The 26,734-nt window shown below is 34.4% G+C and carries 18 protein-coding genes; 9 read left to right on the top strand and 9 right to left on the bottom strand.

Translation table 11 applies throughout. From position 1 onward, the window contains the following. Position 1: 1 nt before the first annotated feature. Positions 2-631 (top strand): orotate phosphoribosyltransferase, encoded by a 630-nt coding sequence (pyrE, locus tag ABH968_RS16545; protein ID WP_370045646.1) that lies wholly within the window; start codon positions 2-4, stop codon positions 629-631. 448 nt (positions 632-1,079) lie between these two features. On the opposite strand, the gene ABH968_RS16550 is transcribed toward pyrE, so the two are convergent. Continuing rightward, positions 1,080-2,609 carry a cardiolipin synthase gene (locus ABH968_RS16550; protein WP_370045648.1) on the bottom strand — a complete coding sequence of 510 codons (1,530 nt, stop codon included), beginning with the start codon at positions 2,607-2,609 and terminating at the stop codon, positions 1,080-1,082. A 1,491-nt stretch (positions 2,610-4,100) separates the two neighbouring features. Between ABH968_RS16550 and ABH968_RS16555 the strand changes: the two genes are divergently transcribed. The 8 genes from ABH968_RS16555 (at position 4,101) to ABH968_RS16590 (ending at position 14,562) form a co-directional block, all read left to right on the top strand. Further along, positions 4,101-5,105, top strand: a complete 1,005-nt coding sequence (locus tag ABH968_RS16555; RefSeq protein WP_370045650.1) for an ABC transporter ATP-binding protein — start codon at positions 4,101-4,103, stop codon at positions 5,103-5,105. Further along, positions 5,102-6,082 (top strand): ABC transporter ATP-binding protein, encoded by a 981-nt coding sequence (locus tag ABH968_RS16560; protein WP_370045652.1) that lies wholly within the window; start codon positions 5,102-5,104, stop codon positions 6,080-6,082. The genes ABH968_RS16555 and ABH968_RS16560 overlap by 4 nt, the downstream gene beginning before the upstream one ends. A gap of 61 nt (positions 6,083-6,143) precedes the next feature. Next, the gene (gene opp4A, locus ABH968_RS16565) at positions 6,144-7,868 is read left to right on the top strand and encodes an oligopeptide ABC transporter substrate-binding protein (RefSeq protein WP_370045654.1); all 1,725 of its coding nucleotides are present in this window, start codon (positions 6,144-6,146) and stop codon (positions 7,866-7,868) included. A gap of 83 nt (positions 7,869-7,951) precedes the next feature. After that, positions 7,952-8,917 carry an oligopeptide ABC transporter permease gene (gene opp4B, locus ABH968_RS16570; RefSeq protein ID WP_370045656.1) on the top strand — a complete coding sequence of 322 codons (966 nt, stop codon included), beginning with the start codon at positions 7,952-7,954 and terminating at the stop codon, positions 8,915-8,917. A gap of 13 nt (positions 8,918-8,930) precedes the next feature. Continuing rightward, on the top strand, positions 8,931-9,839 hold the full coding sequence (opp4C, locus tag ABH968_RS16575; RefSeq protein WP_370045658.1) for an oligopeptide ABC transporter permease: 909 nt from the start codon (positions 8,931-8,933) through the stop codon (positions 9,837-9,839). A gap of 165 nt (positions 9,840-10,004) precedes the next feature. Beyond that, positions 10,005-10,145: a hypothetical protein gene (locus ABH968_RS16580; protein ID WP_370045660.1), complete on the top strand. Its 141-nt coding sequence runs from the start codon at positions 10,005-10,007 to the stop codon at positions 10,143-10,145. Positions 10,146-10,231: 86 nt separating this feature from the next. Next, complete coding sequence (locus tag ABH968_RS16585) at positions 10,232-13,267, top strand: lantibiotic dehydratase (RefSeq protein WP_370045661.1); 3,036 nt, start codon at positions 10,232-10,234, stop codon at positions 13,265-13,267. A 77-nt stretch (positions 13,268-13,344) separates the two neighbouring features. Further along, positions 13,345-14,562: a lanthionine synthetase C family protein gene (locus ABH968_RS16590; RefSeq protein ID WP_370045663.1), complete on the top strand. Its 1,218-nt coding sequence runs from the start codon at positions 13,345-13,347 to the stop codon at positions 14,560-14,562. A 562-nt stretch (positions 14,563-15,124) separates the two neighbouring features. Here the strand turns inward: ABH968_RS16590 and ABH968_RS16595 are convergent. The 8 genes from ABH968_RS16595 to ABH968_RS16630 form a co-directional block, all read right to left on the bottom strand. Beyond that, positions 15,125-16,051 carry an ABC transporter ATP-binding protein gene (locus tag ABH968_RS16595; RefSeq protein ID WP_370045665.1) on the bottom strand — a complete coding sequence of 309 codons (927 nt, stop codon included), beginning with the start codon at positions 16,049-16,051 and terminating at the stop codon, positions 15,125-15,127. Beyond that, complete coding sequence (locus tag ABH968_RS16600) at positions 16,044-17,099, bottom strand: ABC transporter ATP-binding protein (protein ID WP_370045667.1); 1,056 nt, start codon at positions 17,097-17,099, stop codon at positions 16,044-16,046. The genes ABH968_RS16595 and ABH968_RS16600 overlap by 8 nt, the downstream gene beginning before the upstream one ends. A gap of 14 nt (positions 17,100-17,113) precedes the next feature. Further along, on the bottom strand, positions 17,114-18,034 hold the full coding sequence (locus tag ABH968_RS16605; RefSeq protein WP_370045669.1) for an ABC transporter permease: 921 nt from the start codon (positions 18,032-18,034) through the stop codon (positions 17,114-17,116). Next, on the bottom strand, positions 18,034-18,963 hold the full coding sequence (locus tag ABH968_RS16610; protein WP_370045671.1) for an ABC transporter permease: 930 nt from the start codon (positions 18,961-18,963) through the stop codon (positions 18,034-18,036). Before ABH968_RS16610 ends, ABH968_RS16605 begins: the two co-directional genes overlap by 1 nt. A 131-nt stretch (positions 18,964-19,094) precedes the next feature. Beyond that, on the bottom strand, positions 19,095-20,744 hold the full coding sequence (locus tag ABH968_RS16615; RefSeq protein ID WP_370045673.1) for a peptide ABC transporter substrate-binding protein: 1,650 nt from the start codon (positions 20,742-20,744) through the stop codon (positions 19,095-19,097). A gap of 1,699 nt (positions 20,745-22,443) precedes the next feature. After that, a complete protein-coding gene (locus ABH968_RS16620) occupies positions 22,444-24,129 on the bottom strand; it encodes a methyl-accepting chemotaxis protein (protein WP_370045675.1) in 1,686 nt (561 codons plus the stop codon). Positions 24,130-24,779: 650 nt separating this feature from the next. Beyond that, positions 24,780-26,477 (bottom strand): Rqc2 family fibronectin-binding protein, encoded by a 1,698-nt coding sequence (locus tag ABH968_RS16625; RefSeq protein ID WP_370045677.1) that lies wholly within the window; start codon positions 26,475-26,477, stop codon positions 24,780-24,782. A gap of 55 nt (positions 26,478-26,532) precedes the next feature. Further along, positions 26,533-26,734, bottom strand: a 202-nt coding sequence (locus ABH968_RS16630) for a hypothetical protein (RefSeq protein WP_370045679.1), incomplete at its 5' end; no start/stop codon positions are given.

Raw genomic sequence — 26,734 nt, forward strand, 5'->3', positions numbered from 1 at the left:
TATGACATTACAAAATGAAATCGCACACGCTATGTTAAAAGTAGGAGCAGTAGAATTAAATCCAACAGAACTATTCACATGGGCATCAGGCATTAAATCCCCAATCTACTGTGATACACGTCTAACAATTTCTGACCCTGTAATTCGTAAGCAATTAGCAAACGGTCTAGCATCTCTTATTAAAGAAAACTTTGGTACAACTGAAATCGTAGCAGGTACAGCAACAGCGGGCATCCCACATGCAGCTTGGGTAAGTGATATTTTAGATTTACCGATGGTTTATGTACGCTCTAAAGCAAAAGAGCATGGCCGTGGCAACCAAATCGAAGGAAAATACGCAGCAGGTCAAAAAGTCGTAGTAGTAGAAGACATCGTTTCTACAGGCGGCTCATCCATTACAGCTGTAGAAGCCTTACGCGCAGCGGGCTGTGAAGTGCTAGGCGTTGTTTGCGTCTACACATACAATCTTCCACGTGCAGAACAAGCATTTGATGAGGCAGGCATTAAATATGTATCTCTAACAAATTTCGATTATTTAATTGAAGCAGCTAATGAATCAGGCACTATTAAAGAAGGAGACATTCCGTTCTTAAAAGACTGGCATGGAAAATTAAAAGCAGGAGAGCTTTAATAAAAAAGGGTGGTATGAAAAAATTCATACCATCCTTTCATTTGTTGAAAAACTATTGCGTCATAAAAAAGACCGTCTACAGACTCAATATTTTTTCGAGTTTGTTTACAGTCTGAAAGATCAGAAGAATTTTTGCTAATGTTGAAGTGCTTTAGATAGGGTGATTTCTTAAAAAAAAGTAGAATAACACGCAATAAGAGATACACGATATGTGAAGTGGTTGATCGGAGTGGAGGCTGGGCGACTCCTTGGGGATTAGCGATAGAGGAACGAAGGCTAAAACCATCACATCCTGTGATAACGCCTTCGTGACCAACATCGTGTTGGCCCGAGACCCTGGAGCGAGCATCGCGAGTGAAGCGGCTCATCGGACGCCCCCAGGAAAGCGCCCAGCCGGAACGGAAATCAACCCCTCGCTTTGACCAAGAACTACACTTTATTTAATCATTTACAGTAGAGGAGAAATGAGTCGCATAAGTGATTCAAGCATGCGCTTTTGAATACTTCGCTTTTGAAATGATGCCCATGTAATTTCTATGGATTCTTTAAAATCTTGTTCAAAATCATTTTTTATATCCAGAACCGTTTTAGATTCATATAGGACCGCAATGATTTCATAATTAAGCTCAAAACTACGAATATCCATATTTGCTGTACCAATTGATGCAACTTCATCATCAACAAGGACAATCTTAGCGTGCATAAAAGCATCTTTATAACGATAAATGGAGACACCTGCTTTTAGGAGTGGTGTAAAGTATGATTGGGATGCTTGATCACTAATGATACTATCACCTTTTCCGGGATATAAAATACGGACATCGACTCCGGAAAGTGCACTCAAACGTAATAATGTTAATGTTTCCTGATCAGGAATGAAGTATGGAGTGGCAATCCAAATTGACTTTTTGGCAGAGCTCATAATTTTCAATAAAGCATTCCGAATACTTGTATCATCTGAGCTAGGTCCACTTGCAACGATTTGTACGGCACCTTGTGCCTGATGAGTTCCTTGACTTGGAAAGTATGTGCTATCCATAAATTGATTCCAAGACTCAGTATTTAAACTACTAGTGGCATAGAGAAAATCTTCTAGGAAAATGGCCTGCAGTTTATATAATGCTTTTCCTTCTATTTTTAAATGGCTATCACGCCAAATAGGAAACTTCTTCGAACGACCAAGATATTCATCCCCGACATTGAGTCCACCTGTAAATCCAATGGTCCCATCTACAATCACAATTTTACGATGGTTACGATAATTGACGGTTTCTAATAGCCAAGGTGAAAGAATAGAATCAAATTCGACTACTTCAATTCCTGCTTCTTTCATTGGTTGTAAGAAACGCCTACGTAATTTACTACTGCCGAGTCCATCGTAAAGAAAGCGTACAATCACGCCAGATTTTGCTTTTCTTATTAAGGCATCTCGAATTGTTGTACCGATTTCATCTGATCGATAAATATAGTATTGAATATGAATATGATGTGTAGCATTTTCAATCGCTTGTATGATCTCAGTAAATGTTTCATCACCATTTGTTAAGAGTTTTGTTGCTGTTTCATTTGCAACAGGACCACCGCCAAATTTTTGTATAACTTGTGCCAAATAGGTGGATCTTTCATTTAAAGGGGAAGAGGGTTCTAAATTAAAACTTCTTCCTGCTAAAATTCCACGGAATAACTTCCTTTTTTCTTCTGAACGATGTAAATGTTTCTTTCTTCTCCAGCGACTTCTTCCGAACAGTAAGTACAGAAGTAAACCGATAACAGGGAGAATGGCTAATACTAAAAACCAAGCCAATGTACTTTGCGGGGAACGATTTTCAATAAAAATAACGAAGGAAATTCCTATAATTGTGATAGGCAATAGTATGCCGATTAATGTATATAAGGAAATAACGGACTTATTTAAGACTACGAGCATAATTGCTGCAATTGTAAATACAAATAGTAATTGGACAACGCGATTTTTCATATGTATACATTTCACCTATTCTTTCTAATAGTCTTATAAGAGGAAGTTGTATTTTAACAGTTTTATGATAAATTGTTTTCTTTTTTTTTACAATATAGACATTTCCGCGTCAACGTATTATATTGTTACGTTTCTAGTAATGAGCTAATCAATATCGCTAATTGCAAATGCTTCCTCTATTGTAAATCAAAAATCTTTAATATTGATCATTCTGAACCCTTTAGATCAATTATGCCATGGGTACACGCACGATCAAGGGAAACCTAAATATTAATATGTAGGTCTGTTTCAAAGTGTAGGACCGTACATTAACAAAAATGGGCAAGAAAAAGCATTCGTTGCGATACCACTTAAATTTTTTGGTCATTTCCATAATACTACTAAGGAATTATTCGTTAAATTAGCCCAAATCAAAGTCCTCTTAACAGCTTTACTTTCGTTAAATTGAAACAAAATTCGGAATTATTAACTATTTTATGTAAATAAATTATTTATTTTTTACAAGAAAAAATAAGAAGAAGTCCGTAACAATTTCCTATGAAAAGTGGCATTAAATTACTTGTCTGCAGTAATATTATTTGCTTTAAGGTATTAATGTGCTAACAGAAAAAATTATTCGTTTATAGTTATTAGGGAATAAGTGTAAATATGGTAAAGTGTGAAAATTCAGGATTATCACCAAAAGTGAAGATGGCATTTGTTAAAACGTTTGTCATGCATTAAGTTGATGGAGTGGAGACTGGGCAACTCCTTGGGGATAGCTTCACAGATGAGATCCTGGAGAGAAGGGGTAGGGGAACGAAGGCTAAAAGCATCACGTCCTGTGATAACGCCTTCGTGACCAACATCCTGTCGCTGCCGCTACGTTGTACTACGCTTTCGCACAGAAAACACCTGTTGCCCCGACGCCCCTCAGAAAAGCACCCAGTCGGAACGGAAATCAAGCCCACGTTATGGTGATGAGCTAAAATCCATCTAAAAACCTTTAATAATCAAGAGATCCGAATAATTGAAGATTTTATGAGGGAAAAAATAAAGAATAATTAAATTATCTGATATATTAAAATAATAAAAAAATAATACTTTAAATCAATAAAGTGAGAATTGAACAAATATTCATTTATCAAAAATACAAATTTATTGAGTGAAATTGGAATAGTTGTATGGATTAATTTGTATATAAGAATATAAGGAATGTAAAAATTCACTTGATTAAACATGTTATTTCTAGATAAAATGGTAGTACATTTAATTATCAGAATATTATTTCATTTAGGACTTGTGTTAAATTCCTTTATAAAGAAGAAATTGATATTCTTTTAATTTAATGATTTTTATTTTGAAATAAGTCTATTAAAATCCGATTTTTTCAGAATATTAATTTAACTAAAAGTAATTTTTTTGTAAAAAAGATATTGCTTAACACGTAGCATCTAATCACTACATTGACAACAGTAGTTAAGTAAAAACTCTTAAAAGGTGTGATATAAAATGAGCTTAATGTTAGAAGTGAAAAACCTTAAAGCTGGTTTTGATATAGACGGGGAGCTATATCATGCAGTTGATGATGTTTCATTTTCAGTTAAATCAGGTCAGATCGTTGGAGTAGTTGGTGAATCAGGTTGTGGAAAAAGTGTAATGTCTCTTTCTATTATGCAATTACTTCCCAAAGGAGTTGGTAAAATCACTGGAGGTGAAATAAGATTCCATGGGAAAAACATAGAGGATTATTCGAACGACGAGATGAATAAAATTAGAGGAAATGATATTAGTATGATTTTCCAGGAACCGATGACATCCTTAAATCCTGTTTTTACTATAGGTTCACAAATTGAAGAGATTATGCTTAATCATAGTAAAATTTCTAAGGCTGAGGCTAGAAGTAAGGCGATTGATTTATTAAATCAGGTTGGTATTCCAAGAGCTGAAAAAATTATTAATGAATACCCTCATCAATTGTCAGGTGGTATGAGACAAAGAGTAATGATCGCTATCGCTATTGCTTGTCAGCCTAGACTTTTAATAGCGGATGAGCCAACTACTGCACTTGATGTAACAGTCCAAGCCCAAATACTAGATTTACTGAAAAGTATTCAGGGAAAAAATAACATGTCTATTGTACTGATCACTCACGATTTAGGTGTAGTTGCAGAAATGTGTGATGAAGTAATTATTATGTATGCTGGAAAGATCGTAGAACGGACAAATGTTGATAACCTGTTTTACAATCCAAAACACCCATATACAAAGCTCTTAATGGCATCGATTCCGAGAATAGATACAGAAGTAAATGAGTTAGCTACTATTAAAGGCATTGTACCTTCTTTAAAAAATATGCCTCAAGTAGGCTGCCGTTTTATTGATAGATGTCCATCGGCGATGCCTGAATGTAGCAATGTTACGCCGCAACTTACCTTCGTAGATGATAATCATGAAGTCTCTTGTTTACTTTTTGAAGGCTGTAATTCTAGAAAGGGTGTGAGCACGACAATATGAGTCAAACTGCAAATAAAGAAAATTTATTGGAGCTAATTAATTTAAAAACCTATTACCCGATTAAAGGTGGATTTTTCAAACATACGATTGGACATGTTAAAGCAGTTGATAATATTTCTTTTTCAATAAAAAATGGTGAAACATTAGGGTTAGTAGGCGAATCTGGCTGTGGAAAGTCAACAACAGGTCGTACGATTTTAAGATTGTTAGACTCAACAGAAGGAAAAATTATTTTTAATGGTCATGATATTACAAAATTGCAAGGAAAATCATTAAGAGAAATAAGGAAAGATATCCAAATGGTGTTTCAAGATCCTTATGCATCATTAAATCCTATGCAAATGGTAGGTAGTATCATAGCTGAACCCATCATGAATTACCATAACAAATCACTTAAATCCTTAAAAAATGAAGTTTTGGAGCTTTTACAAAAAGTTGGCTTACCCGAAGATGCATATTACAAGTATGCACATGAATTTTCAGGTGGTCAGCGCCAACGAATTGGTATTGCAAGAGCACTTGCACTTAAACCAAAACTAATTATAGCAGATGAACCAGTTTCAGCATTAGATGTCTCTGTGCAATCTCAGGTTCTTAATCTGCTAAAAGAGTTACAGGAGGAGTTTGACTTAACATTTTTATTTATTGCTCATGATTTAAGTGTTGTAAAACATATGAGTGATCGAATCGGTGTTATGTATTTAGGAAATATTGTGGAGATTGCAGATAAGGAACATATTTATGAGGAACCACTGCATCCTTATACACAGGCGTTAATCTCCGCGATTCCAGTACCTGATCCGAGGAAAAAGAGTAGCCGAATTGTATTAGAGGGGGATATCCCTAGTCCGGCTAATCCTCCTAAAGGATGCCCTTTCCATCCGCGGTGTCCGAAGGCAATGGAAGAGTGTTCATTATCAAAACCAACCTTAAAGGAGGTGAAGCAGGGGCATAGAGTTGCATGCCATTTATATTAAAAAATAACAAGAGAATAGTGTAATAATTATTTTCAAAATAAAATTCACGGGGGGATAAAGAATGAAAAAATCAGCATTATGGGCTTTCATGCTAATGCTAGTTATGGCTTTGTTTTTAACAGCATGTAATAACGACAACTCGACAACTGACAAAGAAAAGGAAAAAGGCAAGGATGATTCCACAAAGACTAGTGAAACAGCGAAAAGTGGAGTTGTAACTTTCGGTACTGACCAAGCGCCTGAGGGTGTTTATGATCCAGCCTATTCAGGTAGTATTGTAGATAGTTATATTCAAGATTTTACAATGGAAGGTATCTATACTGTAAATGATAAATTGGAATATGTTCCTAATTTAGCAAAGTGGGAAATTAGTGAGGACAAATTAACTTATACGTTTACATTTGAGAAGGGTGTAAAATGGCATAATGGTGAAGAGTTAACAGTTGATGACTGGGTATTTGCATTAGAAACAATAGCACATCCAGATTACGATGGCCCTCGTTTCAATTATGTTGAAGGTATTAAAGGAGCAAAAGCAAAAAAACTGGGGAAAGCTGAAACAATCGAAGGTATTGAGGTTGTTGATCCATATACAGTGAAAATTACTTTTGAGGAAGTAGAAGTTAATAACCTAGAAAAGCTTTGGTCTAACCCAATGCCAAAGAAACATTATGAAGGTATCGCGGTTAAAGACTTAGCTGAATCTAAACAGGTTCGTGAAACTCCTGTTGGTTTAGGAGCATTCAAAGTGAAAAAGGTTGTAGAGGGCGAATATTCTGAATTAGAGCGTTTTGATGATTACTGGAAGGGCAAACCGCAGCTTGACGGTATAATTGTAAAAACAATTGACCCATCATTAACAGCTGGTGCGTTCCAAAACGGAGAAATTGACATCATGGCTATTAAACCACAAGCAGTAAAAGAATTGTCAGCATTAGATAAGGTACGTATTGAAGAAACTAACGGTGTTAGTTACTCATATATTGGTCTTCGTTTTGGTCATCGTGATAAAGCTACTCTTACAAATGTAGCTGATTTTGATAAGTTTAAATCAAAAGAATTGCGTCAAGCACTATTATACGCAATTAACCGTCCAGCAATGATCGATGCTTTCTTAGAAGGAAAAGCTAATGTTGCGAATACTGTGATTCCTCGTACTTTTTGGACTGCTGCTGAGGAGTCAGAATTAAATCAATATGAATACAATCCAGAAAAGGCTAAAGAGCTTCTTAAGGCTGCAGGTTATGTAGATAAAGATGGCGATGGCTTTGTAGAAGATCCGAGTGGTAAGCCATTTAAAATTTCATTTGGCCACTATGCCGGTCCTGCTGCATTTGAGGGACGCTCTCAAGCAATTATTCAAGCTTGGAATGATGTCGGAGTGAAAACAGAACAAGCAACTGGTACTTTAATTGAGTTTAACTTATACAATGATATGAAAGATAATGATGATGCTGCATTAGAAGCATTCTTCGGCGCTTGGAGTACTGGTGCTGACCCAGATCCATCTGGTTTATGGGGGAATGATGCTGAATGGAACTATGGTCGCTACGTAGATGCTAAGAACCAAAAATTGATAAAACAAGCCTTAAGTAAAGAAGCATTTGATAAAGATAAACGTAAATCAATTTATGTGGAATGGCAAAAATACTTCAATGAAGAATTACCAGCCCTTCCATTATGGGAAAACTTAGATTTATATGCCATTAATAATCGACTACAAGGTGTTCATGTCAACGCTGTTAGTTTCCAAACAGATGTTTACAAATGGCACATTAAGGAATAAATTGTAAACTAACTAAACCTACTAACTAGGTCCACTTCACAAATTGGGCCTAGTTAGTAAATTTCTAGATAAGGAGACGTCATATGCTTCAATACACACTTAGAAGATTACTTGGCATGATCCCATTGCTACTCCTTATTTCGTTGGTGGTGTTCTTTTTAGCAAAAATGATGCCAGGAGATCCGTTTGCTGGTGAAATTGATCCGTCTAATACGAATCCACAATACATCGAAGAAATGAGAGAAAAATTAGGCTATAATGATCCAATTATCATGCAATATGGTAGATGGGTCGGTAAATTTATACAAGGGGATTTCGGGAAATCTACTGTTTATAAAAAACCGGCTGCAGAGATTATTGCTCAGCGAATACCAAATACAATATTTTTAGCATTAATATCATTAGTTTTTACGTACTTTTTTGCATTTCTTATGGGAATGTATGCAGGAAGAAAGCCTTATACACTCGGAGATAATTTAATTGCAACTTATAATTATTTAGCTTTAGCAATTCCATCGTTTGTTGCAGGGATTGTTGCTATTTATTTCTTTTCCTTTAAGCTAGGATGGTTTCCTTTTAGTGGTTCTGTAGGTGTAGGTATAGGGGAGGGAACTTGGGAGTACTACATAAGTAGGGTGCACCATGTTTTATTACCGGCACTTATTTTAGGGTTATTGGGAACGGCGTCCTATACACAATTTTTACGAAATGACATTATTGAAAATAGTAGGAAAGATTTTGTAAGAACAGCGAGAGCAAAGGGAACAAAAGAGTCGAAAATATATAACAAACATATTTTGCGGAATTCTATTATTCCAATAATTACGTTTCTTGGTTTTGATATTGCAACATTAATTAGTGGTGCAGTCATAACAGAAACTATCTTTACTTATCCTGGAATAGGTGCACTCTTCTTAGAATCTGTTGGACGTAGAGATTATGCGGTCATGATGTCGATAACTATGCTACTTTCGTTTTTAACGCTTTTTGGGAATTTAGTGGCAGATATATTATATGGTGTGGTAGATCCACGTATTAGACTAGATTAAGGAGGGGGAAATTATGACATTGGTAACTGATCAAGAAGTTTTATCTCCAAAGACGCCGAAAAAAAGCCCCTCGCCATGGGTGATAGCGAGACGAAAGTTTGCTAAAAATAAATTAGCTATGTTTAGTCTGATTTTTTTACTATTGGTTATCGTTTTATCGTTTTTAGCTCCTTATATTACAACAAAAGATATTGTACGTGTCGACTTAACGAAAATTAGTCTATCTCCATCAAGTGAGCATTGGTTGGGAACAGATACGAATGGACGAGATGTTTTTACTAGAATGCTCTACGCTGGTAGATCATCTTTAAAAGTTGGCTTAGGTTGTATGCTTATTATTGTAATAATTGGTACGACTGTTGGCGCTATTTCGGGGTATTTTGGAGGGAAAATAGATCGAATGTTGATGCGATTTACTGACTTCGTATTAATGTTCCCATTTTTAGTATTCGTCATTGTTTTCAATACGATCGTTGCAGGAAAAGTATCTGGTTTATGGACATTAATATTTGTCATTTCACTTTTAGGCTGGGGAAGTGTTGCAAGGATAGTGCGTAGTAGGGTGCTAGCTGAAAAAGAAAATGAGTATATATTAGCAGCTCAGTCAATTGGCTGTAAACCTTCAAAAATAATTATCAAGCACTTATTGCCAAATGTTGCCTCGACGATTATTGTACAAGCAACACTATTAATGGCTGTTATGATTGTGGCTGAATCCAGTTTAAGTTTTTTAGGGTTTGGCGTGCCAGCAGATACACCAAGTTGGGGCAATATGCTATTTGAAGCTAGAAACTCAGATGTACTGAAGGATAAGCTGTGGATGTGGGTACCACCTGCAACAGCCATTACTCTAGTTATTTTGTCTATCAACTTTATTGGAGAAGGATTAAAAGATGCTTTAAATCCAAAATCAAGAAGGTAATTGGCGCATATTGCTGCGAGAGTTGAATATTAATTAAAGATATTTTTCATAGGAATTAATTTTCTGTATATTCTAAAATAAATAACTTGCAAATTTAATCCCTTTTTATTACAATTAAGTTATAGTTTTCAAAATATTATGTTTTTGAAGGAGGTGAATTGGTAAATGGAAAGAGATATTTTTGATTTAGATTTAAAAGTATCAGAAGTAAGCCCACAGATTTTGCATCCAGAACAAGAACTACCAAGTTCTAAAGATGCTAACGCTAACCTTTCTTTTAAGCCACCTTGTCCGATAAGACCATAACTATAAATGCGGTGAAAAGTTATTTCTTTTCGCCGCTTTATATTTTTGCTAAATCTGAAATTTTAATAGAATAGGGAGGTTAAATTATGAAAAAAGACTGGAATATATTAGATTTAAGTGTTGTGAGAACCCCATTATTCCCACTTTCATTTTATATGAGTAAATTATCCTTAGAAACAAATCCAGAAAATATTATAAATTTAGTTCTGAATAATCAAGTTATTAAAGAAGCAATATATTTTGCTAATCCAAATCTCTTAAATGAATTAAAAAAATATAACAATAAAAGTGATAAGAAAAAAAGAAATATTATAACCTCTTTATATAAATACCTTGCAAGAATTTCTACAAAATCAACTCCATTTGGACTTTTTTCAGGAGTTCAAGAAGTTTCGCAAAAAAACACTTCATATACCTCTTTAAATAATCAAACAGAAAAAAAAAATAATAAATATATAAGAGTAGATTCAATGTGGTTACTAGGTGTCATAGAAAAAATAGAAGTTCAGGAACAATTGTGGGATTTTATAAATGTTAAATTTGTGGATATGTATTTATTTGAGGGAGATAGGATATTTTTCCCGTACAAAACGATGTATGGACAATTTGATAGGTATAAGGAGCAAGGTGAAAAAAATGGTTTTTCCATTCGCAATAACGAGCTAATTAATAAAATAAGGTTAATTACAACTGACTTTATCCCACTTTCTGTTTTGTTATTTGAGCTAAAAAATATTTATACGGATTATAATGTGACTGAAATTAAATCTTATTTGAAACAATTAATATCCCTTGAAATATTACATACAAATTTGCGTCCAAATTTAACAAATGCAAATAGTCTAGATGATTTATTATTATTTTTTAAAAGATTTAATTTATCAGATCAGCCAATGTTTCAATTGCTTTATAAAATACAAGAATTTATTTCGGAATATTCCGATTTGGAATTAGGTGAGTTTGAAAGTATTGAGTTATTGAATGAAATAAAGGTGAAAATGGAGGATTTATATAAATGTAAAGATTATTTACATATAGATTTAAAATTTGAAAGTGATTATGAGCTTCCAAGAAACTTTGATGAGGATATAAAGAAAGCAATTGATATACTAAGTCTTTTTTTAATTCATCACAATCAAAGTTTAGAAACCTTTAAAAAAGTATTTATTGAAAAGTATGGCTACAATACAGAAATAAAATTAGTTGAATTACTATATTCTCTTGAAATTACTGATTATACGACAAAGAATATAACGACAAGAACTTTAGATGAGGTAGAGGATCATACAATTTATAATTATATGGAAAGCTTAATCACTAATGCTTTATTTCAAGGACTTGAAGAATTGGAGATTACTGATAACGAAATAATAAAGTTTAAACAGTATCAAAAAATAGACTTCTCCTATGTATATGAGTCATTTGATATGCTATTCTCAATAGTCAAAAATAATAATCATGTTTATTTGACAGTTAATAATGATAATTTTTCTGACAATGCAGGACAATTAATAGGAAGATTTTTTCCTTTGTTAAGTGATAAATATACAAAGGAAATTGAAATATTAAATGATTTTGAAAAGAATATTTATGGAGATAATTATGAGATAGCTGAAGTTGGTTGTCAAAGTGTTTACGGAAGAGCTTCTAATATACGTTCAACTATAAATCCTAGGGATTATGAATTACCTATTCTTTCAGGTTTTTCTAAATTAAAAAATAATATTAAAATTGGTTCGATTCTTTCTGGAATTAATGATTATGGAGAATTATATTTGAAAAATTCTGATACAAATAACTTTATTGTTCCGAAAACAACAAATATGTTAAATGGCGTAAATTATTTCCCTAAGGTATATAAATTTTTATTAGACGTAGGAAAAGAGGGAGAGATTCCTTTTCAAACTTTCTTTCCGATTTTTTATAATAAATTTGTATTTACTCCTAGAATCAGATATAAAAATATTGTTTTGTCTAAAAAACAATGGAGAATTGATCTATATATTTTGCAGTTAGAGAAGCAGTTCAAATATGAGGATTGGGAATATGCAATTTCTAAATGGAGAGAAACGTACAAAGTTCCAAGAATAGTTGAAATGAAAAATTTAGATTCGACAATTTATTTTAATTTAGATAATTCATTGCATTTAAAAATTTTAAGAAAAGAATTTTCTAAATTAAATAAGCTTATTTTTACTGAAGTAGACTATGGAATTGATATTAATTCTATTAAAGAAAATCAATTTAAAGAAGAATTAACAGTATCTGTATTGAATAAAAGGAGTATTAAAAAGAAATTTAGTACACTGCATAATAATTCAGAAATTAAGAGAAAGATTATTCCTGGTGATGATTGGATTTATTATAAACTTTATATTAAAGAAGATTATCAAGATGAGCTATTAATAAAGTCTATATTACCATCTATGAATAAATTATTGAAAGAAAATAAGATATATTCTTATTTCTATGTAAGATATATTGATTCTCGTCCTCATATTAGGCTGAGGATAAAAGTAGACTCAACAAATTTTAATTTTGTAATTTCATTTATGTATGATTGGATAAAAAAATATATTGAAGAGAATTTTATTGATAGTTTAAGTATTGATACGTATTATCCAGAATATATAAGATATGGTGGACATCAATTGGAAGAGCAATTTCATGAAGTATTTTTTGCAGACAGCCAATATTGTTTAGAGTTATTAAATTTAAACAATAAAATTGGGGAACCTATTGAGAAAATAATTTTTTATTCGGTAAAGTGTTTATTACAGGATATTGGTTTCGAAAAAGATAAGCAAATTAAACTTCTAAATCGATATTTATACCTACATAGGTTAAATAAAAAAATATTGAAATTGAATTTCAAAGATAATATTTTAGAAAATTCAGGGATAGATGATTCTAATTTCGAAGCTGAAGAAGTTTCAAAATTTAGAGCATGTGTGCTTAAACAATTCTCTAAAGAGTTAGAAATTGCTCAATTACAGGGATTTAACATAGATGATATTGTCCTATCAGTAATTCATATGAATGTAAATAGATTAATGATTGTAGATAAAGAAAAGGAAAATCAACTAATGTATAGTTTATTAAAATTTCTTGAGAAAAATTAAAAAAACTTTAAGTGTGAGTTATCTTCCAACATCATATTACATTTTTTCATAATCTTTATTATTTGGGGGTAAAACCAATGTATACTTCTTCTTTAGAGCTTCAAAAACAATGTTCAATACTTTTTGAAGAACATTTGAAAAACTTTGCTAACAATACTTTGAAAACAAATTTTGAAGATAAAAGTATTCACACCCTTAGTGATGGGATTCCGGGACTTTGTATTTTTTATGCAAGTTTAGATAAGTTATATCCGAAAAATGATTGGGACTATTATGCACACAGACATTTAGAAACATTAAATAAAAAGATAGACTTTAATAGTATAGATGTATCACTTTACAGTGGAATAAGTGGAATTGGGGCATCAGTTTTATCTTTAGCAAAAGAAGGTAGATACCAACAATACTTAAAATCATTAAATGAAGTTTTAGAAAATCGAATTAAAAAATTACTAAATGAATTCCCTTCAGAATCTGACGTCTCAACATATGATGTATTTTCTGGAATAACAGGTGTAGTTAGATATATGCTATTTTTTAAAGAAAATAATAATATGAATCAGTTAATAAAAGAACTAGTTAGCAAGATAATATTATTTGCTGAATCTGAAATGGATAGACTTTCTGTTGATTCTGCAAATAAAAATGATTCTGTTAACTTGGGAACCGCGCATGGTTTATCAGGGATCTTATCAATTTTATCAATAGTCAAACTAGAAAAATTTGAAGTTGAAAATTTGAATCTAACTATAGTTAATTTAGTAGCATTTTTTGAAAAAAATACATTCAAAACCTTAGGTGTACTTACTTTCCCTGAACGCTTACCTTTTATAAATACACCTAGACATAAAAAATATATTAATTCTTCTTGGTGTTACGGTCTAACGGGGATTACTAGATCAATGATTTTAGCATCTAAGGCAATAGATGATATGTTACTTAAAGAAAAATATATTAATAATTACAACATGTTCCTCAACTCTTTAAATTTAGAGAAAGGAAAGGTTTCTACCGTATTTTGCCACGGTGTTTCAGGGATAATTTATGAAACCTTCTTGATATATAAAGAATCTGGAAATATCAAATTTATTGAACACATTTTAAAGTTACTAACTATATTACATGACAATTCAGATTTTAATAATTTCAATTCATTTCCGGATCGCTCGTTAGAAGAAAACTATATTGAATACAAGGAGGGGATTGTAGACGGAACTATAAGTGTATACATAGTAATATTATCTATTTTGTTAAACGAAAGGGAAAATGTGGATTGGATTTTTTTGAAAAGTTAATTTTAATAATTAATACAAGATTGTTATTCATTAAAACTCCATCTATTACTAATACAAGGATGGAAAAGGAGGAACTTATATTAAAAAATGCGAATTAATATATTCTATCTCTAAATGCCAGTCCGCCATTTAAACTTCTATTTTTTGCTATACTTTTTTAATTATAGTTGAGGGAGATATTTATGGGTTATTAACTTATAGCTATAAAGAAAAAATTCTAAATGGATTGTGATAGGAATTATAATATTTCATGAAGTTTCATGGAACAAAGGGGTAGGAACTATAGCTTTAAATATTAAGTTTAATACTCTTTTTCATAATCAATCTCTAGTTCGTGTTTTATATTTACATTATAGTTTATAAACGGTAAATTGCAAACTTAAATAACTAATGCTTCAGATTTTTCGGGATATAAAAGGTGTGAAGAGAACGATGGAAACTATATTCATAATGTTTAAGCTTTTTAGATTACTAATTTACTGTAAGTAAAATGTAAAGTACTGAAGCAATAAAAAAACTCCCATCACAGTGTTTATACGACTGTTGATAGGAGTTAAGGTTATTATCGATTAGCAATCCAAGTTTTCACAAGATCGGCAGTACCATAAACGTAATGCTGCTCGCCAACTTCATGGTAAGTTGCGCTATCGTCAACCTCTGTATGCTTGTACGGAATACGTTGACGGCGTTTTTCTGACATTGGGTCAGGAAGTGGAATTGCTGATAATAATGATTTTGTATACGGATGAACAGGGTGATTGTAAATATCATCTGCTTTACCGATTTCCATGATTTTACCACGGTACATAACAGCGATACGGTCACTGATATACTTAACCATTGATAAGTCATGGGCAATGAAAAGATATGTTAAGCCACGTTCTTTTTGTAGTTGTTTTAATAAGTTAACAACTTGCGCTTGAATCGATACGTCAAGTGCTGAAATCGGTTCATCGGCGATAATAAACTTCGGATCTAAGCTTAGTGCACGAGCAATACCAATACGTTGACGTTGACCACCGGAGAATTCGTGTGCATAACGGTTTGCGTGCTCTTTGTTTAAGCCGACAGCCTCTAACAGTTGATTAACTTTTTCACGACGCTCTTTTTTATCCTTGTAAAGACCGTGAATAGTAAGGCCTTCACTAATGATTTCTCCAGCTGTCATACGAGGGTTTAATGAAGCGTATGGATCTTGGAAAATCATTTGCATTTGACGATTAAATTTCTTTAATTCATTTTTAGATTTCTGCCCATGGACGTTCTCACCATCGAAAATAATTTCACCATCTGTAATGTCGTACAGTCGAATAATGGAACGACCCGTTGTTGATTTACCACAGCCTGATTCTCCTACAAGACCGAGTGTTTCACCTTCGTATACATCGAAGCTAATACCGTCGACAGCTTTAATAGGGTTACTTGGTGAACCGAAATGCTGCTTTAAATTTTTAATTTCAAGAACTTTTTTTGCGCCTGTTTTAGTCATTTGATTGTGCCTCCTTTGCTAAATATCCTTCAATACGTTTAGCAACCGCATCTGGAAGTGGAATTTTTGGTGCATCAGGATGCATCAACCAAGTTTTGGCAAAGTGTGTTTCACTTACTTGGAACATCGGTGGCTCTTGCTCATAGTCAATAGCCATTGCGAATTCATTACGAGCAGCAAACGCATCGCCCTTTGGAGGGTTCGTAAGATCTGGTGGTGAACCAGGAATCGTGCGTAATAGCTCATCAGTATCGTTATCTAAGTCTGGCATTGAACCAAGCAGACCCCATGTATAAGGATGCTTAGGATTATAGAAAATATCATTAACAGTACCATATTCAACGATTTGGCCTGCATACATAACTGCAACACGGTCGGCAACGTTTGCAACGACACCTAAATCGTGGGTAATGAAAATGATCGATGTTTTCGAAGTTTTTTGGATTTCTTTCATTAGCTCTAAAATTTGCGCTTGAATTGTAACGTCTAATGCTGTTGTTGGTTCATCGGCAATTAGAAGCTTAGGATCAGCTGCAAGTGCGATGGCAATCACAACACGTTGACGCATACCGCCTGAAAATTCATGCGGGTATTGGCTATAACGTTTTTCAGGGAAGGGGATACCTACCTGCGTTAAAAGTTCGATTGCACGTTTTTTAGCATCAGCTTTTGATACTTTTTTATGTTTTAAAATAACTTCAGTTATTTGACGTCCGACCTTCATAGTCGGGTTTAAGCTTGTCATTGGATCTTGGAAAATCATTGCAATTTCATTTCCGCGTACTTTTGACATTTCTTTATCGCTTAAAGGCACTAAATCGCGACCGTTAAATAATATTTGTCCTGACTCATAAATACCAGGTGGCTGTGGAATTAGTTTCATTAATGCGTTACTCGTAACACTCTTACCAGAACCTGATTCACCAACGATTGCGAGTGTTTCACTTTCTTTTAAGTCAAAGTTTACACCACGAACGGCATGAACAAGTCCTGCATAAGTTTTAAAGTTTATTTTTAAATCTTTTACCTCTAGAATTGTTTTACTCATTTTTGTCCACCTCCTTATTTACGTAGTTTTGGATCTAATGCATCACGTAAGCCGTCACCAACTGCGTTAAACGCAAAGATTGTTAGTGAAATGAATAATGCAGGGAATATTAAACGCCAAGGAGCATTTGCAATCGCGCCATTTCCTTCAGAAGCCATTGTTCCCCAAGAGGCTTGTGGAGCAGGAACCCCAAGTCCTAGATAACTAAGGAAAGACTCTGTAAAAATAGCAGTTGGCACTGTTAATGTCATCGTTACTAAAATTGCACCAAGTGCATTTGGCACTAAATGTTTTAAAATTAAATGTCCTGTTCTTGCGCCCAGAGTACGAGCCGCTAAAACATACTCTTGATTTTTAATAGATAATACTTCACCACGTACAATACGGGCCATATTGATCCAACCTGTAATGGATAATGCGATAATCATTGGCACAACACCTGGTTCTAATACTACTAAAAGTACGATTACAACTAAAAGGTAAGGAACAGCTGTTAAAACATCGGCAATACGCATCATAATATTGTCAACGCGACCGCCTGCTAAACCAGAAATACTTCCCCATAATACGCCAATGATCAAGTCAATAATGGCAGCAGCAAACCCGATGAATAAAGAAATACGAGCGCCGGCCCATACTCGAACGAAAATATCTCGACCTAAATCATCTGTACCAAACCAAAATTTTGATGATGGTGGGGCATTAAAGGCTCCTAATTGATCACTATAATGGTATTGTGAAAACATCGGCACAAATGTAGCCAATAAAGCAATAATTACTAAAGTAATTAATCCAAAAATCGCCATTTTATTATGGGAAAAACGAATATATACTTCCTTCCAAAAGGAGACAGATTTATCTGCTAATTTTTCTGTGGCTTCGTGATTTCCGCCAACAATTTTAAACTTATCTTTTTCGATTTGTTGCTGTGTCATTACTTTTTCGCTCCTTTCAGTCTAATTCGCGGATCAATCACGCTGTATAAAATATCTACGATGAATACCGCAAATAAAAGAATGATTGCGTAGAATACGGTTGTCCCCATAACAACTGTATAATCACGGTTCGTAATACTTTGCACAAAGTGTTTACCTAATCCAGGAACCGCGAAAATTTGCTCTACAATGAAGCTACCTGTAACAACACCAGCAGTTAATGGACCTAAATAAGTAACGACTGGTAATAAGGCGTTACGTAAAGTATGGCGGAAGACGACTGTCCATTTGCCTAAACCTTTTGCACGAGCCATTTTTACGTAATCACTATTATTTTGTTCAAGCATACTTGAACGTGTCAATTTAGCTATAAAGCCCATATGCGAAAATGCAATAGCTAAGGCTGGCAATATACTATAACTAAAGCCTTGCCATCCACTAATCGGGAATAACTGAAGTTTGTATGCAAGGAAATACTGCATGAGTCCAGCTAATATAAAGGATGGAACGGAAATTCCGAGCACCGCAAAGGTCGTTGCCAAATAATCTGGGAACTTATTATGATAAAGCGCTGCAATTACACCGATTAATACACCAAACCCAATAGCTAGCAGCATAGCTTCAATTCCTAAAGTTAAAGATACAGGGAAGCCCTCTGCAATCATATCATTAGTTGAACGCGCTTTATATTTCATAGATTCACCGAAATCAAAAGTGGCCGCATCGATTAAATAATCTTTGTACTGAATATACCAAGGGTTATTTAATCCATACTTTTCGTTTAACTTTGCCTCTATTTGAGGAGGGAAATTACGTTCAGATGCAAATGGGTTACCAGGAGCAACACGCAATAGGAAAAACGTAGCCGTTACGATGACGAAAAGCGCGAGAAGTATATACATCAGCCTTTTCAAAATATATTTAATCACATAAAACTCCTCCTTCAATTTGTCAATTATCTGACAAATTAGTGCTTTCGTATTTTAAAAAGAGCTGACTCGCGCCGTAGTGGCTACGAGGCAGCTCTCCGCTTAGAGCTTAAAAAGAAATTGTTACCAAATTATTTAATCTTTACATCTTTAAGGTGAATATCACCTGTTGGATTTGGCTCTAAGTTTTCAATACCTTTTTTAACTACTGATAAATTAGTGTAGTAGTAAATAGGTGCAACTGGTAATTCTGTCATAGCCACTGCTTCTGCTTGTTTTAAATAATCAAGACGTTTAGCTTCGTCTACCTCAGCAACTGACTTTTTCAATAAATCTTTGTATTGAGCATTTTCCCAACCTGTTTGGTTGTTACCGTTTTTAGCCGTATCGAACATTTCAAGGAATGTATACGCATCTTTATAGTCAGCTACCCAGCCCATACGACCTACTTGATAGTCAGCAGTTCTTAATTTTTCTAAATAAACTTGCCATTCAGAATTATCTAATTTAGAAGAAATGCCAAGTTTTTTGCTCCATTCTTCTTGAATATATTGAGCAATTGCAGCATGTGCTTCAGAAGTGTTAAATGAAATGTTAACTTTAATATCTTTAGGATCTTTAATACCAAGTTCTTTCATCCCAGCTTCAAGAGCAGCTTTTGCTCCATCAACATCATTATCTTTCATGTAACCACGGTCATTTTCAAATCCAGGAATTACTACCGGAACCATACCTGTAGCCGGTTTTTGTTCACCTTTAGTTACGTTGTCAATTAATGTTTGACGATCGATTGCTAGAGTAAGAGCTTTACGGATATTTGCATTAGACATAATTTTGTCTTTTGTATTGAATTTATACCAATAAATACTTGCTTGGTCCTTGATTCTTAAAGAACCATCTTTTTTGAATTCATCAATTGCATTAAGATCTACTGTTTGGAATGGCGCACCGATATAGTCAAGCTCTTTGCCTTTAAACTTAGTAGCGACAGTAGCTTCTTTTTCAACCATAGCAATATTTACAGTATCAACATCAACATTTGATGCATCCCAATAATCTGCATTTTTCTTAAGAACGATAGAATCGTTATGTTTCCAGTCGCTTAATTTATAAGGACCATTCGTTACGAAATTTTCACCTGCGTCTGCGAACCATTCTTTATTGGCCTCAGTCACTTTTTGGTTAACTGGTAAATAAGTTTTGAATCCTGTTAATTCTAGGAAATATGGTGTTGGATTTTCTAAAGTTACGACTAAAGTTTTGTCATCTTCAGCTTTGATACCAACAGCATCAGCAGAACCGCCTTTTTCGTTGTATGCTTGAGCCCCTTTAATTGGGTAGAAAATAGAAGCATACTCAGAAAGGTTTTCTGGATTTAACGCCCATTTCCAAGCATATTCGAAGTCGCCAGCTACAACTGGATCACCATTTGACCATTTTGCATCATCACGTAAATTGAAAGTATAAGTCTTTTTATCATCACTGATCTTCCAATCCTTGGCCATACCTGGAGTAGCCTCACCGTTACCGTCTGAAACAGTTAGACCTTCAAAAACGTTAATTAAGATTGCACTAGATGTAGTATCTGTTGCAAGTTGTGGGTGTAAAGATGGTGGTTCTGAAGTAATTGCTAATTTAAGTTCTTTAGCTTTTGAACCAGAATCTTTGCCGTCTGAAGATGAAGAATTATCAGACTTATCACCGCCGAAGCCACATGCAGCTAGTACTAATGAAAAGACTGCAAGGACAGTTAATAATAAAAACTTTTTGTTTTTATTCATGTGAATCCCCCTTATACAATTTTTAAGCCTTTTTTGAAGCTCTTATTTAATATACCAAAAAAATCATTTGCACAAAATAAAAAAGATTCAAATTTATATAGTATTATCTGACATTTAAGAAGATAATAATTTTTTTCTATTTATCACATTAAAGAATGAAAGCACTTTCATAGTAATAATTTGATGTTTTTTTGTTCTGGATATCAAAAATAAAATAAAAATAAAAAAATGACTTATTATACCGAAAATTCATATTCTTTAGATAATATTATTGTTATTTTAAAAATGAGTCTAAAGTCACATATTTGATACTATAAGATATTTGTATAGATTTGTAGAAAATCATTGTAAAACTGAGTGATTTAGATTCTGAGTCATGTATTTTTTGTAATTTATAATTGCAAAGAATGAATATTTTTATCTATTAATGATATATAAGAAACTCGTTTTGTATTTATCTAAGATTAACTAGTATAAGAGAGAAAAAAGAAGAATTAGAGTGAAATGTGCTTTTCTTAAAGAATAAATGCACGATATTTTAGCGAAATATGTTTTTTTGAAATAATTTACACATTACTTGAATATACAGCAATGTATAAAAAACAGTGTATTGAATCAATTATATGTATGAAGGATTAGGAATATAGCAAATGGAAAAACATACCTGCTTTTAGGTGTTTCTATGATGTTGTTTTTTGGAGAAATCCATTTGTCTCACATAGGAGGAAAGCTTCTACATAAAGTTACTAAAATATTGTGTGAGTAGAACTTAATGAGTAGAAAATTACTTAAATTCTTCATATGGTCGATTTTACCATATTTTAATTACTAAGTGGTAGTTTTCTAAAAATAAAGCTCATCACCAAAACGTGTGGTTGATTTCCGTTCTGACTGGGTGCTTTGTTGCTGACGCTTCGCTTTCGCACAGAGCAAAGCTTCCTGGGGGCGTCAGATGAGCCGCTTTTGTTGTTGTTGCTGTCGCTGTGCTTTCGCACAGATAAAACATTTGCTGCTGCTACGTTAGCACTACGCTTTCGCACAGAAAACATCCGCTGCGCTCCAGGGTCTCGGGCCAACAGATGTTTTTTGCGCGAAAGCGAAGCGGCAGCAGCACCGATGTTGGTCACGAAGGCGTTATCACAGGACGTGATAACGCCTTCGTTCCTCTATTGCTAATCCCCAAGGAGTCGCCCAGTCTCCACTCCAATCAACTTATATAAATGGCATACGTTTTAACAAATGTCATCCGCAAATTTTGGAAATGATCCAAAAATAAACAGTAGTTAAAGATGAACATTTCCTAAAGTGAATGAAGGGTTTCATATTGAAATACGGTGTTAGTATCTTCAGCATCGCTCCTTTGCACTCACGCTTTCGCTATCAGGGAAGCTGAAAAACATTAATAAAGCAGAGCTTTTCGATTAAAGAAATGCTCTGCTTATATGTATCAATTATGCCTCGGAATAATTGCGTCCGGAATCGGCTTTGTGCTTAGGCCTGCACGAGGGCCGACACGATGTCGGTCATTTCGGTAATGCCACAGGACGTGGCGTTCTTAGACTGAGTTCCTCTATTTCAGCAGGTGTTGGGCACCCGCTGAAAAATAACTTAAATCCGCATTCATCTCACCTCTTATAAAGGTGGGAGACTTCTGTAGCTGACGATTCGTTTCGCTACAAAAGACATTTGCTGAAAGAAGTTAAAGCTTAAATTGATTAATTTGGGTTTGTAAGTCCGAGGATTTTTCGCTTAAATCTGTAGCAACATGATTTACTTGTTGCATTGTCGCAGCTTGTTCTTTACTAGCTTCGGCAATGATCTGTGTATTGGCTGCACTAGAAGAAGCACCCTGAGCAATTTCTGCAACAGATGCTGCTACTTGTTCAGCGCTTGCAGAGATTTCTTCAGAAGTAGACGAAATGTCTTCTATTTGATCTGTCATCGTAGTGATTGCTTTTACGATTGCTTCGAAAGAGTTGCCAGCATCCCCAATAATTTTTACACCATCTGTGACAGAGTGTAACCCATCTGTGACGGCTTTTTCTACATTTTGCGTATCTTCTCGGATTTCTTGTGTTAAGGTAACGATTTGATTGGCAGATTGCTTTGATTCTTCTGCTAGCTTACGAACTTCGTCAGCTACAACAGCGAAGCCTTTGCCATGTTCACCTGCACGTGCAGCTTCGATTGCAGCGTTGAGCGCTAATAAATTCGTTTGATCTGTGATGGCTGTAATTACTGTAGTTATATTGTCTATTTCTTCGGATTGCTTACTTAATTTTTGAACGAGATTATTAATCGTTTGGGTAGAATCATAAATAACGTTCATTTGTTGTTGAGCTTCATCAACTGTACGATTACCGTTATTCGCCAATGCAGTTGTAGTCACTGCGCTTTGGTGAAGTTGTTGAGTTGCTTCTGCTATACGTTGTACACCTATTGCTGTTTCATCCATTGCATGTGCACTTTCATTAGCAGCAATTGTAGCAGTAGATGCTGCATTCGCTGTCTCGTCAATGCGTACAGTAATCTCATCAGTAGAAGCAGAAATCTCTTCGATAGAGGCGGATAGTTCTTCAGCAGAGGCTGATAAATGTTCCGCATTGCCTTGAATATGTGTTAATAAACCTCGTAAGCTACTTTTCATTACGTTAAAGGCTGTAGAAAGCTGACCGATTTCATCTTTAGATTGATGAGAGATATCTTGATGATATAATTCACCATTAGCAATATTATTGGCAGCCTTAACTACAGATTTTAAAGGGCGTGAAATTGTACGCTGAACATAAAACATCAGTGATACTCCAAGTATTACACCAATGATGATAGCGATGATGGAGATTGTTTGTGAATTGGATACTGCTTGTTTAGATTCTTTCGTAACAACATCAAGTTGATTTTTTTGATAACTTACAATTTTCTCTGATACTGATAACAAATCTGTATTTGCTTTTTGGACATCGCCATTAACTTTTTGTATCGCTTCTTCTAATTTACCGGCATCATGAAGTGCTAGTGCTTCTTCAGCTGCTTTGTTAAAAGTTTCATTATGAGTATTTAAATCTTTTGCATAAGTCTCCATTTCGGATGAATCAGATTTTTCCATGATTTCTATTACATGCGCATCTAGCATTCTTGCATACTTTGTAAAGTTATCTTTATTAGCTGCTGTGCCTTCGAGAAGTATTGCCCGAATAAAAAGACCTTGCATTGCTCGTTCAGTTTGAATATTATCAGCTAATTCTACTAGCGCTACACGATTTTCTAACGCATTTTCTACTTTCTTGTCAATGTTTGAGAATTGAATAAACATAATCACCAATGAAATAATTAAAGTCAGAATGATGGTTAAAAAACCAAAGCTTAATTTTTTGCCTACAGACATAGAGATACGTCCTTTCTGGAATGCTATTTACTTTTTATTTAAATTTAGCCATTTAGAAGTGGAGAAGTCAATAACCTCGGAATAAACAGTTCGGAATATGCACGAGTTTTTTTGCTTTATTATAATAAGGGAAAATAGCTATAAAATTCAATCAAGTTTAAGGGGAATTTAATAGATGCATAGTTGTGGGGAGCGTCGATACGTCTCGTCTTCTCCATGGCGAGCCTTACCTTGATGAAAAATAATCAAACATATCTCATAGGCTGGACCTTTTAGTATTTTAATTATCATACTATTTTTGTTCAACTTGTCGACTTATATGAATGGTGAGGAACTGTTGATTTTTCACGGAGAGTGGCGACTCCTGCGGGATAAGCTTGTGCGTAAAGCCCTAACCTGGAGTGAAAATCAACCTTTGTTTATTAATACACATATTTATAAAATACTGAATGTCGGATTTTTACGATTAAATCTCTATACACCTTTATGCAATTCAAGAGTTTGTCTACAGTCTGAGAGGATGGGACATAGGTATATTTTTAAAGCGAAATTTAAAATTTTACATCAGAAAAGCGCGAGAAATCAACGTTTCTAAAATTGATTTCTCGCGCTTTTTAAGATTTCGACCAATTATTTTCTAGCTTTAATCTTTAAGACTGTTTTTTTAATTGTAAAATAACTGTCTCATCTGGATCAATGTATACAGTCTTTTGTTCAAAGTAAATCACAAAACCAGGTTTAGCGCCATTTGGCTTTTTTACCTGACGTATTTCTGTGTAATCTACTGGAACAGAGGAAGAGTCTCTTGCTTTTGAAAAATAGGCAGCAAGTGTTGCAGCTTCTCGTAATGTTGTTTCGTCAGGTTCACTTGTATGGATGACAACATGGGAGCCTGGAATATCCTTCGTATGCAGCCAGATATCTGTGCGTTTAGCTAGTTTAAATGTAAGCATGTCATTTTGTTTGTTATTTTTCCCAACAGAGATCGCTACACCTGTAGAAGAAACATAACGTTCAGGTTCAGGCTTTGCTTGTTTTTTCTTTTTTCGTGCATGACGTAATTTCAAATAACCTTGTTCTGCTAATTCTTCGCGAATTTCTTCTATATCTCCAGGAGCAGCTTGTTGTACCTGCTGAGCAAGCATTTCGAAATAGGTTATTTCATCTTTCGTTTTTTCTAACTGTTCTTGAACCATAATAAGGGCATTTTTTGCTTTTGTGTATTTTGTGTAATAGCCTTGAGCATTTTCAACAGGTGTTTTACGTTCACTCACTGGAATGGTGATTTCTTCATCTCCAGTTTCACTATAATAGTTAGTGACAGTTACTTCCTTTACACCTTTTTCAAACGCGTAAATATTCGCCATCAGTAATTCTCCATATAATTGGAACTGATCTAGCTTAGATGCGCGTTCGTAGTCTTTATTTAACTTTTTAGTTTTTAAGATAAGCTTGTCAATTTCATTTTGTAGCCATCGCTCCAAATCACCTGCCTGCTGTTTAACACGATCACGCTCAGCTCGAGCAAAGAATACGCGGTCAAGTAGCTCATGTACATTTGGATAAATCGTTACATCACCTTGTAAATGTGTTAGAGCGATTGGTGAGAAGTACGTTTTATTATTTGCGAGTACATACATCGGCTTTGTTCCACCATTATTAAAGGAAGCTATAAAATTTTTAAAGCAATTTACACGATCATCTGTGTCTGTTAATCGGAATAATAATTCCTCAGCATGTATAGGTGAGAAACCAATAAATTGCGAAACTACTTCCTTAGCCGTTTTGGGTTCAGAGAAAAACAGTGTAAGCTGTTCGTCGGTCACTGCTAGAGGGTGCCATTTATTCTGTGCGGGCGGTGCGATATAAGGCTGCCCAGGTAAAACTGTACGGAAACTATTTACGGAAGGTGGTAAATGCTTTAAGCTGTCGACTATTTTTCCCTGTTCCTTATCTATTAACAACAGGTTACTGTGACGGCCCATAATTTCAGCATGTAACTCCCTTACAATAGGGTCGCCAATCTCATTTTTACTTTCAATTTCTACTATTATAATGCGATCAAAATCGTGCTGTTTAATAGAAGAAATAAAACCACCCTCTATATGCTTTCTCAACAGCATACAAAACATAGGGGGTTCTGCTGGATTGTCAATAGATTGCTCAGTGAGGTGAACACGTGCGTAAGAAGGATGAATCGAAAAAAGTAATTTTTGATTGCTTCCGTTCGCACGGATATGTAGAATAACCTCCTGAGCGTTTGGTTGATGTATTTTAGTGATCCGACCTGTTACTAATTGTTGTAGGTCGGCTGTCATTGAATAAGTAAATAAGCCATCAAATGCCATATGAATTCCTCTTTCCAACGATATAAGCATCCTTGGTACTTTCGTATTTATTATTTTAATGGTGCATTAGCTTACACTCTAAAATTCGTGTAGTAGTTACTACTATAGAGTAGCAAGCTTTTCCACCAAAGCGTGTGGTTGATTTCCGTTCCGGCTGGGCGCTTTGTAGCTGTCGCTTTGCTTTCGCTACAGAAAACATTTGTAGCTGTCGCTTTGCTTTCGCTACAGAAAACATTTGTAGCTGTCGCTTTGCTTTC

Source organism: Lysinibacillus sp. RC79 (assembly GCF_041262405.1).
GTDB lineage: Bacteria > Bacillota > Bacilli > Bacillales_A > Planococcaceae > Lysinibacillus.